General features: G+C 66.0%; 14 protein-coding genes, 2 rRNA genes and 1 pseudogene. 11 read left to right on the top strand and 6 right to left on the bottom strand.

Features of this window, described 5'->3' with window-relative positions; genetic code table 11:
• From Q0925_RS05785 to Q0925_RS05795, 3 genes are all read left to right on the top strand, one after another.
• Positions 1-89: ribosomal RNA gene (locus Q0925_RS05785) — 23S ribosomal RNA — on the top strand; the annotation flags it as partial.
• Positions 90-207: 118 nt separating this feature from the next.
• Positions 208-329: ribosomal RNA gene (gene rrf / locus Q0925_RS05790) — 5S ribosomal RNA — on the top strand.
• A 188-nt stretch (positions 330-517) separates the two neighbouring features.
• Positions 518-1,639, top strand: a complete 1,122-nt coding sequence (locus Q0925_RS05795) for a hypothetical protein (protein WP_299332723.1) — start codon at positions 518-520, stop codon at positions 1,637-1,639.
• 23 nt (positions 1,640-1,662) lie between these two features.
• On the opposite strand, the gene Q0925_RS05800 is transcribed toward Q0925_RS05795, so the two are convergent.
• Together Q0925_RS05800 and Q0925_RS05805 are read right to left on the bottom strand one after the other, a co-directional pair.
• Entirely contained in the window at positions 1,663-2,007 is a 345-nt protein-coding gene (locus Q0925_RS05800; protein ID WP_299332726.1) for a hypothetical protein, read from the bottom strand.
• Positions 2,004-2,300, bottom strand: a complete 297-nt coding sequence (locus Q0925_RS05805; protein ID WP_299332729.1) for a hypothetical protein — start codon at positions 2,298-2,300, stop codon at positions 2,004-2,006. Before Q0925_RS05805 ends, Q0925_RS05800 begins: the two co-directional genes overlap by 4 nt.
• A 44-nt stretch (positions 2,301-2,344) precedes the next feature.
• Here Q0925_RS05805 and Q0925_RS05810 point away from each other — a divergent pair, with 44 nt between their 5' ends.
• Together Q0925_RS05810 and Q0925_RS05815 are read left to right on the top strand one after the other, a co-directional pair.
• Entirely contained in the window at positions 2,345-2,497 is a 153-nt protein-coding gene (locus Q0925_RS05810) for a GTPase (protein WP_299332731.1), read from the top strand.
• A 123-nt stretch (positions 2,498-2,620) separates the two neighbouring features.
• Positions 2,621-2,740: pseudogene (locus tag Q0925_RS05815) on the top strand (GTPase); the annotation flags it as partial.
• A gap of 259 nt (positions 2,741-2,999) precedes the next feature.
• Here Q0925_RS05815 and Q0925_RS05820 read toward each other — a convergent pair.
• Positions 3,000-3,533 (bottom strand): CinA family protein, encoded by a 534-nt coding sequence (locus Q0925_RS05820; protein ID WP_299332735.1) that lies wholly within the window; start codon positions 3,531-3,533, stop codon positions 3,000-3,002.
• A gap of 94 nt (positions 3,534-3,627) precedes the next feature.
• On the opposite strand from Q0925_RS05820, the gene Q0925_RS05825 reads away from it, so the two are divergent.
• The gene (locus Q0925_RS05825; protein ID WP_299332737.1) at positions 3,628-4,530 is read left to right on the top strand and encodes an NAD(P)-dependent oxidoreductase; all 903 of its coding nucleotides are present in this window, start codon (positions 3,628-3,630) and stop codon (positions 4,528-4,530) included.
• 113 nt (positions 4,531-4,643) lie between these two features.
• Here Q0925_RS05825 and Q0925_RS05830 read toward each other — a convergent pair whose 3' ends face one another.
• Positions 4,644-5,075, bottom strand: a complete 432-nt coding sequence (locus Q0925_RS05830) for a VOC family protein (protein ID WP_299332740.1) — start codon at positions 5,073-5,075, stop codon at positions 4,644-4,646.
• An 85-nt stretch (positions 5,076-5,160) separates the two neighbouring features.
• Between Q0925_RS05830 and Q0925_RS05835 the strand changes: the two genes are divergently transcribed.
• Positions 5,161-6,852 carry an aldehyde ferredoxin oxidoreductase family protein gene (locus Q0925_RS05835; RefSeq protein ID WP_299332742.1) on the top strand — a complete coding sequence of 564 codons (1,692 nt, stop codon included), beginning with the start codon at positions 5,161-5,163 and terminating at the stop codon, positions 6,850-6,852.
• On the opposite strand, the gene Q0925_RS05840 is transcribed toward Q0925_RS05835, so the two are convergent.
• Entirely contained in the window at positions 6,853-7,194 is a 342-nt protein-coding gene (locus Q0925_RS05840; RefSeq protein ID WP_299332744.1) for a cupin domain-containing protein, read from the bottom strand. It lies immediately after the preceding gene.
• Between the two features lie 82 nt (positions 7,195-7,276).
• Here Q0925_RS05840 and Q0925_RS05845 point away from each other — a divergent pair, with 82 nt between their 5' ends.
• The 4 genes from Q0925_RS05845 (at position 7,277) to Q0925_RS05860 (ending at position 11,383) form a co-directional block, all read left to right on the top strand.
• A complete protein-coding gene (locus Q0925_RS05845) occupies positions 7,277-8,179 on the top strand; it encodes an ABC transporter substrate-binding protein (protein WP_299332747.1) in 903 nt (300 codons plus the stop codon).
• Between the two features lie 61 nt (positions 8,180-8,240).
• Positions 8,241-9,233: an ABC transporter substrate-binding protein gene (locus Q0925_RS05850; protein WP_299332749.1), complete on the top strand. Its 993-nt coding sequence runs from the start codon at positions 8,241-8,243 to the stop codon at positions 9,231-9,233.
• A 186-nt stretch (positions 9,234-9,419) separates the two neighbouring features.
• The gene (locus Q0925_RS05855) at positions 9,420-10,412 is read left to right on the top strand and encodes an ABC transporter substrate-binding protein (protein WP_299332752.1); all 993 of its coding nucleotides are present in this window, start codon (positions 9,420-9,422) and stop codon (positions 10,410-10,412) included.
• Positions 10,409-11,383, top strand: coding sequence for an ABC transporter substrate-binding protein (locus Q0925_RS05860; RefSeq protein ID WP_299332755.1), 975 nt, complete (start codon positions 10,409-10,411; stop codon positions 11,381-11,383). Before Q0925_RS05855 ends, Q0925_RS05860 begins: the two co-directional genes overlap by 4 nt.
• Here Q0925_RS05860 and Q0925_RS05865 read toward each other — a convergent pair.
• The gene (locus Q0925_RS05865; protein ID WP_299332758.1) at positions 11,380-11,982 is read right to left on the bottom strand and encodes a hypothetical protein; all 603 of its coding nucleotides are present in this window, start codon (positions 11,980-11,982) and stop codon (positions 11,380-11,382) included. The genes Q0925_RS05860 and Q0925_RS05865 overlap by 4 nt on opposite strands.
• Positions 11,983-12,020 lie beyond the last annotated feature (38 nt).

Raw genomic sequence — 12,020 nt, forward strand, 5'->3', positions numbered from 1 at the left:
AGAAGAGGAGTTAGATAGACTCGGGGTGTACGCGTCGAGGCAACGAGACGTTGAGCCCGCGAGCACTAACAGTCCAAGCCACATTCATCAGATGTCGCACTGTGACCCGATTTGATTGTCGGGTCCAGGCGCTAGCTGGATCGCACGTACGTACGGTAGAGTTTACCGACACTGGATGGTCGGCGGTTCGATTCCGTCGGTCGGCATGAAGGCGGCCAGAGCGGCGGGGGCACACCCGTACCCATCCCGAACACGGACGTTAAGCCCGCCTGCGTATCGGGCAGTACTGGAGTGGGCGACCCTCTGGGAGTTCTGATTCGCCGCCTCACCACTCATACCTATGCCCGTCGGGTCGCTGTCTGACGGGTGCTTTTCATATCGATTCATCAGTGGCGACATCGCCGCCGAACCGGTTCCGTCCAGCGAATTAAACCGGACTTAATGGAAATAAAATGGGCCGAACCCGGGTTCAGCGCGTTCCCGATTTAACGCGGTGGGTGTCCACGGACCGGACGTGATGAACACGAAACGGCTCGGCACGATACTGCTCGTCGCCGCGATGCTGGTGTCGGCGGTCGCACCGGCCGCGGTGACAGCACAGACGACATCGCTCTCCGTGAACGTAGCACAGGACGACGGGACGGGTGACGTGACGATCACCGTCGCCGACAACGGGACGGCTGTCGAGAACGCGACGGTGAACGTGACCACCGGTGGGAACGACACGTACCCTGGCACGGGCGAGTACACGACCGACGAGAACGGCACGGTCACGCTCGCAAACCCCGATGAGCCGGTCGAACTCACGATCACCGCGATTGACGACGGCGACACCGCGGCGACGACAGTCGCCGTCGAATCGGTCGAGACGCTCGCCGTAGGCGCCGAACAGGCGGATGACGGTTCGGTGACCGTCTCGGTCGGACGACTCGGCGAACCGGTCGCCAACGCCACGGTCGAAGTGACCGCGGAGGGGAACGACTCGTACACGGGCACGGGAACGTACGAGACGGGCGATGGCGGAACGGTTGTCCTCCCCGCGCCGTCCGAGAACACCACGGTGACCGTCGAAGCGCGCGACGACGGCGGGACGGCAACGACGACAGCAGACCTGACGCCACCCGAGCCGACCGGTCCGTTCGGCCGGATCGTTTCGACGTTCGCCGAGACGCTGAAAAACGCCGGCTTCAGCGGCCCACTCGGTCAACAGGTCTCCGAATTCGTGACCAGCAACAACCCGTCGAACGAAAACACCAGCGCGAACGCGTCGGAGCGTGGCCCGCCTGAGGACGCGGGTCCGAGCAACGACGGGAACGAGACCCGTGTCGTCCCGAGTACGCCGCCCACCGAGCAGCCGGGCAACTCCGACGACGCGCCGGGCCAATCCGATGCGGACGGCAACGAATCCGAGGACTCGCCGGGCAACTCCGGTGACGACGATGGCGACTCCGACGACGAGGACGACTCACCGGGTAACTCCGGCGACGCACCGGGCCAGCCCGGCGACTCCGAGGAGGACGAGACGGACGAAGAAGACGAGACGGACGAGGAAGACGAGTCCAGCGACAACGGCGACGACGGAGGCAACGGAGACAACAACGGCGGCGGCAACGGTAGCGCCAACGACAACGGCCGGTAGCTGAGACGCTCTCCCTGTTCTTTTCACCGCCGTTGCCGTTCGACGACGGATTCGAGTGTCGACGGCGAGCAGTCGGCGAGGGCGGCTGCGTGGTCAAGAGATACGTTCCGACGCCGGACGGCGACGGCCGCGCCCGCGAGAACGGCGCCGTCGGTGCGGTCGGTCGGCTGCCACGCCCCGTCGTCGAGTGGGGTGTTTCGGTCTCTCCCGACACAGCCCACGGCGAGCATCGCGGCCGCGAGGGGGCTGTCGGCTCCGCCGTCGGTGTCGGCGGCGTCGGCGACGCCCGCGAGGGCGAGGGCGGTTGTGGGGTCGTCACCGACCAGCGCCCGGTCAAGCGCCGCCGCACGGACGTCGGCGAACGTCACGGCTCCGGCGCGGTGAGCGTGTGTTCGACGACGGTCCCCTCCGGCGTTAGCGTCACCGTCCCGAGTTCGACGCGCTCGCCGGCCGTGGCGGCGGTCCCGACGGCATGGAGCGTCGACTCGCGGTCGAGTCGCTCCCAGACGGCCGCCTCGACGAGTCGCTGGAACGTGTCCCGGTCGCTCCAAGCCGCCTCCAGGTCGGACGGGACGTGGACGAGAAACCGGAACGCGTCGTCGTCGACGCCGATGCTGACGCCGAAGGTGTCCGCGGGCGGCGTCCCCTCGGTATCGGTCATATCTTTGTTCGGCTCGGTGACGGCATAAGCGGGGCGGTCGTCGCGTGCGAGAGCGTGTCATTCACACGCCACCGGGATGGCGGCGTTTTTTCTCCCCGCTCCGGACCGAGGGTATGAGCTACTCCATCGGACTCGTCGGTAAGCCCTCCGTTGGCAAGTCGACGTTTTTCAATGCGGTCGTCGGAGCGGAGCTCTGACGGGCCTGCGACGGCGACGATGAACGAGGCTCCCGAGGGTTCGTCCCCGTTCACGACCACCTCACGTTCGTCCCGACGAGCGCACACGCCGAACGGGCGTCGAAAGCCGGTGACGAGGAGGGCGTTCTCGACAACACACCCGGCAACGACGCGTTCGAAATCGTCGGCGATGTCGGCGGCAGACGGGCGGCCAGGTTGGAACGGATCGGGTCGCTGCTCGACACGTACGGTCGGACGGGCGTCCGGTCGTCGCTGGAGGCGGCATTGTTCGATGTGTTGAAGCTTATCGCGGTGTTCCCGGGCAGCGACAACGAGTCGACCTGTGAAGCGGGACGCTTTCGTGACCAGTTCGTTTTTCCCGAGGGACCGCCGACTCCGGCGACCACATCCACACCGGTCTGGGCGACGGGGTGCTCCACGGCACCGACTGCCGGTCCTCACGCCAGATCGGCGGTGGTCGCGAACTCGACGACCGCGACGTGATCGAACTCGTGACGACGACCTAAATCGCATCGAGCAGAGCCGAGAGGGCCCGCCGCGCGCTTTCGGCTTTGACCGTCCAGCGGTCGCCGTCGAGAACGTGTCGCTTTGCACGGAGAAAAGAGTCGTCGCTCCCCCACGGGGCGGCGTGGGCAACGCCGACGAAGACGAGTCCAACGGGTTTCTCATCGGTGCCACCGGAGGGCCCGGCGACGCCCGTGGTGGAGACGCCCCACGTCGTCCCTGATCGGTCCCGGATACCCTGTGCCATCTCGCGGGCGACGGCGGCCGAGACGGCGCCGTGGGCGTCCAGCGACTCCCGTGAGACGCCGAGATCCGCCAGTTTCGCGTCGTTGGAGTAGGCGATCACCCCGCGGTCGAAGTAGTCGCTCGATCCAGGCACGTCGGTGAGCATCGACCCGACGAGTCCGCCGGTCAGCGATTCGGCGACAGAGACGGTGTCACCCCGGTCGCACAGGCGTCGACCGAGGACGCGTTCGACAGCCCCCTCGTCGCCCGGCCCGGCCGTGAGCGTCCGCGTCTCGTTGTCGGTCATGGCCCGCGGTTGTCCCCCGAGACGTATCAAACGGGTGGCCGCGGAGCTACCCGCATCCGACTCATTTATACTGTGTGAGTGGAGTAGGATGGGTATGACGGACGAAACCATCGCTTTCGTCGGACTCGGCATCATGGGTGGACCGATGGCGGAGAACCTGCTCGATGCGGGCTACACCGTGGTCGGTCACAACCGCTCACAGGGACCGGTTGACGACCACGTCGCCGCCGGCGGTGAGGCGGCCGAGACGCCGAAGGAAGCCGCCGAACGCGCCGACGTGACGATCATGTGCCTCCCCGACCACGAGGTGGTAGCGGAGGTCATGCGAGCGGACGAGGGTGTTCTCGCCGGCCTGAGCGAGGGTGACGTGGTCATCGACAATTCGACGATCTCGCCGATGGTGACCGAGACCCTCGCCGAGGAGGTCCGTGACCGTGGCGCACGGATGCTCGACGCGCCGATCAGCGGCGGCGAGGAGGGCGCCATCGATGGCTCGCTCTCGATAATGGTCGGTGGCGACGAGGACGTTCTGACGGAGTGTCGTCCGATCCTCGAGGTGATGGGCGAGACGATCACGTACTGTGGCGACAACGGTGCCGGCCAGGTCACGAAGGCCTGCAACCAGATCGTCGTCGCGGGGACGATGGAGGCCGTCAGCGAGGCTCTCGTCTTCGCTTACAAGGCTGATGCGGACCTCGAAGCGGTCGTCGACGCCATCAGCGGCGGTGCGGCCGGGTGCTGGACGCTCGACAACCGCGCGCCGAGCATGATCCACGGCGACTTCGAACCCGGGTTCTTCGCCGACTACCAGTACAAGGACCTTCGCATCGCGACCGACGCCGGCGAGGCGTACGGGTCGCCGATGCCACAGACGGAACTCGTCCACGAGATGTACAAGTCTATGGTGGAGACCGGCCGCGGCAAGGACGACAACTCCGGCGTGATGCAGGTGATCGAGGATCTAGCCGGGGTTGAGGCGCGGGTAGAGGACGAGTGAGTTGGCCCCGGACATAATCGCCGCCACGACCGGGGTAACGCTCGTTGTCGATCTCCCTCGGACCGACTCCGTGGCGTCCTGCCCTGCCCCGTCGCTTCGGTGACTCGCGGGCGTTACTCGACGTCGTCGTGGTCCAGAAGCCGCCGCGATCGATCCGCAGGCGCGGGGTCGTACGTGACGACCTCCAGTAGGTTCCCGGAGGGATCGACGAAGTAGAACCCCTCGAACTCCCCCCAGTCGTACGGCCCCTGCTTCGGGAACTGGTCGTCGAGACCGTCCATCACCGACTGGTACGTGGCGCGGTCAGTTTCGAAGGCGACGTGGGCCTTATCGAGCGGGTGGTCCAGTCCCCGTTCGTCCCACCGCTCGCCTCGCCCCGTCTCCACGAGCGTGACGACGGTTCCCCCGTCGGTTTCGAACATCACGTGATCGCCTTGGAAATCCTCCGGCGGGCGCAACAGGGTCAGGTCGAGCACATCGCGATAGAACTCGTGTGCTGCGCTGAGGTCGTCCACGTCGATGTTGATGTGATCGAGAGCGTCCATAGCACCAGTGACAAGCGACGACAGATATAGGTTTTCCCACCCCGGATCCACGGAACTATATGCGTCCCGTCCCGCCATGTGTGTGATGCGACGCGCTCGTGGGTCCCTGCTTTCGATCGACGTGGGCGAGCGAACGTGGCGGACGGAACGCGTCGACGACGCACTCAGGCGGTTCGTCGGCGGTCGGGGCCTCGGGACGCGGCTGGCGTACGAACGCGTTCCGTTCGACGCCGATCCGCTCGGTCCGGCGAACCGGCTGTACTTCGCCGCCGGTCCGCTCCAGACGACGACGACCAGCTTTGCCGGCCGGCTCTCGTGTACAGGCCTCTCCCCGCTGACGGACGGCCTGTTATCGTCGAACGCCGGCGGGTTTTTGCCGGGGAACTTCGTCGCCACCGGCTACCCCGCCGTCGAACTCACGGGCGAGAGCGCCGACCCGCTCGCCGTCCATATCCGGGAGGGCGGCGTCGACTTCGAGCCCGTCCCGCAACTCGCCGGTGCGGAGGTGTCGACGGTGACCGAGTGGGCCCGCAACACTCATGCCCTCGACGGCGACCACGTCGCCTGCACCGGGCCGGCGGGCGACAACGCCGTCCGCTTTGCCGCCATCATGACGACCGACCACCGGGCGTTCGCCCGCGGCGGTCTCGGGGCGGTTTTGGGTTCGAAAGGCGTCAAGGCGATCACGTTCGACGGCGACGCCGACCCGGGACCGGCCCTCGATGGGGCCGCAAGCGAGGTGGCGAGTGAAATCCACCGTGAGGCCGCCGAAACCGAACACGTCATGAAACGACAGGGGACGGCCAGCCTCACGTCGTTCGCGAACGAGGTGGGTGCGTTGCCGACGCGGTACTTTTCCGAACTGTCGTTCGAGGGTGCCGACGCGGTCAGTGGCGAGCGGGTGGCCGAAAAGAAGACCGGTCGCGGCACCTGCTCGCGGTGTGCCTTCGCCTGCAAGCTTCCCACGGCCGACGAGAAGCGGGGTATCGAAACGGAGGGGCCGGAGTTCGAGACGATCATGGCCTTCGGGAGCAACACCGGCGTCGACGACCTGCCGTCGGTGATGCACGCCAACGACCGGTGTGACGAACTCGGCCTCGACACCATCTCGTGTGGCGATGTCGTCTCGGCGTATCTCGCCGCCGAGAACGCCTTTGGCGACGAGAAACTGGTCCATGACTTGATCGAGAAGATCGCTCACCGCGAGGGTGTCGGCGATCTGCTTGCCGAGGGGATCGCCCGTTGTCACGACGACCTCGGCGTTGCCGACTGGACGATGAAGGGGATGGAGTTTGCCGCCCACGACGGCCGGGCGCTCGCCGGACAGGGACTCGCTTTCGCCACCTCGAACCGCGGCGCCGACCACCTCTACGGCAGTATGTACGTCTACGAGTATCCGCTGGTGGATACGGAGGCGGCGCTCCCCGCCGACGGACTCGACGGCAAGGCCGAACGCTTGGTCGCGTCCGAGAACCGAAACGCCGTCTTGGACTCGGCCATCGCCTGCCGGTTCTCCCGTGGGACACTCACCGACGACCGCCTAGCGACGCTTCTTGATGCATCCACAGGGGAACTGAACGCACTGGGCTCGCGGGTGGTGGATCTGGAACGTGGTTTCAACAACCGCCGCGGCCGAGACCGGAACGACGACAACGACCTTCCCTTCGCGCTTGACGGCCTGTCGACGGCGCTTGACTCGTACTACGACCGGCGGGACTGGACCTCCGATGGGACGGTGCCGCAGGCGCGGTGTGACCGACACCTCGGCCGGGAGTGATCACGGCTGTTTCCAGTCGGGATCGGACCGCGGCGGCGAGAGGACACCGATGCCGACCGCCGGCTCCTCGCCCCGGTTCTCGGCACCGTGTAACTCGTTGCTCTCGAACAGGTAGGAGTCGCCGGGACGAAGCGTGATCTCCTCGTCTTCGGTGATCGCCGTCAACGTCCCCTGGATCATGTAGCCGATCTGCTCGTTGTCGTGGCGGTGAACGGGGAGCGTCGCTCCCGGTTCGACCCGCCAGTGCTTCATCGACGCCTGCTCGCCGGCCGCGAGATCAGCGAGATAGACGCCGTTTGCGACCTCGTCGCCGTCCGCTCGCTCGTCGTTGATCCGCCTCATTCGATATATCCTTATGATACGATGGGTAATTCATAAAGGTTCCTGAGGAACTTTTATCTATGAGCGGTTATACGGATGCGGTATGCCAGCGACCGAGACGATCAAGCTGTTCCACCTGCCCTACTCGTTCATGCTTCCCCAGCGTGTCGCTGCGGAGCGTGGGTACTTCGCCGACGAGGGGCTCGACGTCGAACTGGTCGAACGGGACCGGACCTGCGTGACGGACAAGTACATTCCGTCCGAGGAGACGCTGACCAACGACAACGACGTGGACCTCTACCCCATCTGCAAGTGGGAGAGCCTGAAGCGGACGTGGGAGTTCGACGACGGTCGTATCGTTGCCGAGGGGACCTTTGCGGACCAGCCCTACGCGGTGTTCGTCCGTCCCGACTCCGACATCGAGGACCCGGCGGATCTGGCGAACGTTCCGGTCGGTGTCAACCTGCGAACCGGACAGGAGTACACGGCTATCCGGGCGCTCGAGGCGCACATGGACGAAGACGAGGTGACCATCGAAGGACACGGGATGCCGACCGACCGGCTTCGTGCCCTCAGAGACGGCGAGGTGGACGCCGTCACCCTGCTGGACCCGCAGATCACGCTCGCAGAACATCTCGGCTTCGAGAAAATACTGGAGTTCGAGAATCATATGGGTATCGTCGGTGTCGAGGCGTTGGAGGGCGAGACGCTCGACGCCTTTATGCGCGCCTACCGCCGCGCGGTCGAGGCGATCAACGCCGACCCGTCGGCGTACCGCGACCAGTATCTCGACATGCTCTGGAAGGACGAGGAGGTCGCCCCCGAACTCTTCGAGGACGTCGACACCGAGGCCGTCCGCGCCGCCCTCGACGTGCCGGAGTACGAGGTGCCCGAGTTGGCCGACCGCGATGACCTCGATTACCACCTCGACTGGATGAAACAACGACAGTTGATCGACGCCGACGCCGACATCAACGCCATCGTTTCCCCGATCCGGCTACCGTGAGCGGCGTCGCCACGGACGGTGCGTCCCGTTTCGGCCGCTCCGGTCGGTCCGTCGGCCCGGTATGAGTCGACGCCACATCGACGCCCAGCAGGCCGCTCTCGACGAGTACCACGACGACCCGGGGGACCTGCCGGAGATGCGGGCGCGCTTCGAACACAACGGGAGCCCGCGCTACCTGCTCTACACGATCAAGCGGTTCGGCTACGACCACGATCACGGCGTCCATCTGGACGTCCGACTCGTCTCCGACGAACTCGAAAGCGGCATGGAGACGATCAGATCCCGACTGCACGAGGGGGAGACGGATCTCGTCGACACCGACTTCATTTCGGTCGCCCGGGAACGCGCCGAAGGGGCGGCCATCGTCGCCTTTCACCCGTACGGGCGGACGGTCGGGGGGTTGGTCGCGCCGGAGGACACCGACATCTCGGGACTGGAGGATCTGTCGGGCAAGCGCATCGGGGTGACCCGCCGCCTCGACAAAAACTGGATTCTGACACGGGCGGCCTGTCGGGAGTACCACGGCTTCGATCCCGACGAGACGGCGACCCTCGTTGCGGCCGAGTCCCGCGACGACCTCACGCGGCTGATCCGCGACGGCGAGGTCGACGCCGGCTTCCAGTTCTGGCCGCTCGTCCCCGAACTCACCCGGACCGGTCCCTACCGAGAGGTGTTTCCCGTCTCGGATCTGGTCCAGCGACTCTCCGGCACCGACCGGAAACTCCCCGTCGCGACGTTTCTCACCGGCGAGTCCTACATCGAGAAACACCCGGACGCGGTTCGGGGGTTCGCGGACGCCGCCCGGGACGCGGTCGACCGCCTCGCCGAGGACGACGACCTCTGGGTGCGGATCGGCGAGGTGCTCATGCCCGAGGACGACCCGACGGTGACCCGTGCCGTCCGGGATGGCTGGCGCGAGATGGTCGTTCGCGACTGGGACGAGAAGCGGGTTGACGGGATGTATCGGTTGTTCGATCACCTGCGGGCCGTCGCCGGCGCCGACGCGCTCGGCGTCGAGACCATCCCCGATGGGACTCTCGACCCCGACCCGTAATCTCCATCGACTACACAGGCATAAACGTTCCCGAGGAAATTTTATCAGGATACAGTCACACCCTGCGGGTATGCAGACCGACGAGCCGACCGCGTCGCGTCGCCGGGGCGACGGCCCACCCGGTGATTCCGCGGGTACGGGCACCGAATCGACACACAAGCGACCGGCTCCCGACCGGGCGGCCAGATGAACCGAGACCAGATCGACGCCCAGCAGGCCGCTCTCGACGAGTACCACGACGACCCGGGGGACCTGCCGGAGATGCGGGCGCGCTTCGAACACAACGGGAGCCCGCGCTACCTGCTCTACACGATCAAGCGGTTCGGCTACGACCACGACCACGGCTTCCATCTCGATGTCCAACTCGTCTCCGACGCACTGGAGGACGGCATCGAGACCGTCGAGGCACAACTGCAGGAAGGGCACGCCGATCTGATCGATATCGACTACATTTCCATCGTCCGGGAACGTGCCGGCGGGGCGAATATCGTCGCCTTTCACCCGTACGGGCGGACGGTCGGGGGGTTGGTCGCGCCGGAGGACACCGACATCTCGGGACTGGAGGATCTGTCGGGCAAGCGAATCGGGGTGACCCGCCGCCTCGACAAAAACTGGATTCTGACACGGGCGGCCTGCCGGGAGTACCACGGCTTCGATCCCGACGAGACGGCGACACCCGTCGAGGCCGGCTCGAAGGTCGAACTCACGCGGCTGATCCGCGACGGCGAGGTCGACGCCGGCTTCCAGTTCTGGCAGATCATCCCGGAGATCACCGAGACCGGTCCCTACGAGAACGTTCTCCCCGTTTCGGAGCTGGTTCAACGACTCTCGGAGACGGACAACAAACTCCCCATCGCCGCGTTTCTCACCAGCGAGTCCTACCTCAACGAACAACGCGGGACGGTGCGGGGGTTCGCGGACGCCTACCGCGACGCGGTCGACCGCCTCGCCGAGGACGACGACCTCTGGGCGGAGATCAGCGAGCGGTTGATGACCTACGACGACCCCGACGTGATGCGTGCGGTGCGTGATGGCTGGCGAGACATGGTCGTTCGCGACTGGGACGAGGAGAGCGTCGACGGGATGTATCGGTTGTTCGACCACCTGAAATCGGTCGCCGGCGCGGACGCGCTCGGTGTTGAAGAGATTCCCGACGGCACCTTCGAAATCGACCCATGACGGAGACAGAGACAGTTACCTTCCAGTTGAACTGGGAACCGAACGGCTTCCAAGCACCGTACTTTCTCGCGCGTCGCGAGGGCTTCTACGACGAGGCGGGCCTCGACGTTGAGTTCGTCGAGGGCCACGGCTCCCCTTTCGCCGCCGAACAGACGGCGAAAGGGCGGAGCGACCTCGGCTTGGCCGGGGGAAGCGCCGTGCTTTCGGTTCGGAGTCAGGGGCTCAATCCATTGGCCGTCGCCGCGGTCAGCCAGAAGACGCCCGCGACAATTTATAGCCTCCAAGACGTGTTTGGCGAGCCGTTCACCGACCCCGAACAGCTTCGGGGACGGACGGTCGCGCCCTCCGCAACAAAGACCCGTATCCTCGCGTTGCAGTTGCTGGAGGACCGTGGTATCCGCGACGAGGTGGAGGTCCACGATGTCCAGAAACACACCCACCACCGGGTCGAACATCAACTGCTCGACGGTGACGTCGACGCCGCCGTCGGCGTCGTCACCAACGGCAAGGAACTCGAACGCGAGTACGACCGGCTGGCCGACGAACTCCTCATCGGGAACTACCTTGACGTCTACGGGATGACGGTCGTCACGAATCCCGAGTTCGCCGAGTCGAACCCGGAGACCATCCGCTCGTTCCTGCGTGCGACCGCACGCGGATGGGAGGCGGCGACGAACGACCCCGAGCGTGCGGTCGAGACACTCATCGACCGCAACGCTCAGTTGGAACACAACCGCGCGGTCGAGCGGATGAAGTTTCTCGCCTCCGCCGAGGACCTCCAGTTCACCGAATTCGTCCGCGGGGCTGGTTGGGGCCACTTCGATGCCGAGCGCTGGGAGAATCTGGGCGAGATGCTCGCCGAGACGGACCTGCTAGAGTCGCCGGTCGACCCTGCCGAGGCGTGGACCAACGAGTACGTCGACGACTCGGACCCGGTCATCGCGAACTACGCCGAGCGGATCGGCCGTTAGTTCGGTCCGTCGTCACCCTGTTGCCAGAGCGCGCGGTACACCGTCCAGCGGTCACGGTCCACCCGGTCCGCAACCGCTCCGACGGCGTCGAGATACCGCCCGTACGCCGCGGTCGTCACCGGGTCGGGAGAGGGAGCGGACAGTTCGCCGGCCGCGTGGAGTGTGTCCCACTCTCGCGCCCCGACAGCCACGTGTCGAGCCGGCCGTATAAAGGCCAGAAACGCCGACGCGACGGCGACATCGACGCCGGCGAGATCGGTCAGCCGACCACACTGCTCGACGAGGTCGGTCGCCGACGCGGCCCCCTGTATCGACTCGACGACGGCGTCGTAGTCGTTTTTCAAAAACCGCTCCTCGCCGTCGCGTCGTTCGGCGTCGGTGATGGCGCCGATCCGACGACGACGGCGGTAGTACCACTGGACGACCCACTCGGCGTCACGCCGCCCGAACTCGCCGGAGGCGAAAGCCGGGGGAAGCGTCTCGATGTGTTCCCGTTCGACCATGTCGAACGGCTCCTCCCGCCCGTACGCCTCGGCCGAATCGTCGACGACTGCCCGGGTGAGCGCCGCCGTGTCGGCCGTCTCGTCCCCGTCGGTCATACCCTTTCATCCGGGTCCTAACGGGAGAAAGTTCCGTC

Source organism: Haloplanus sp., assembly GCF_028275055.1.
In the GTDB taxonomy this organism is placed as follows: domain Archaea; phylum Halobacteriota; class Halobacteria; order Halobacteriales; family Haloferacaceae; genus Haloplanus.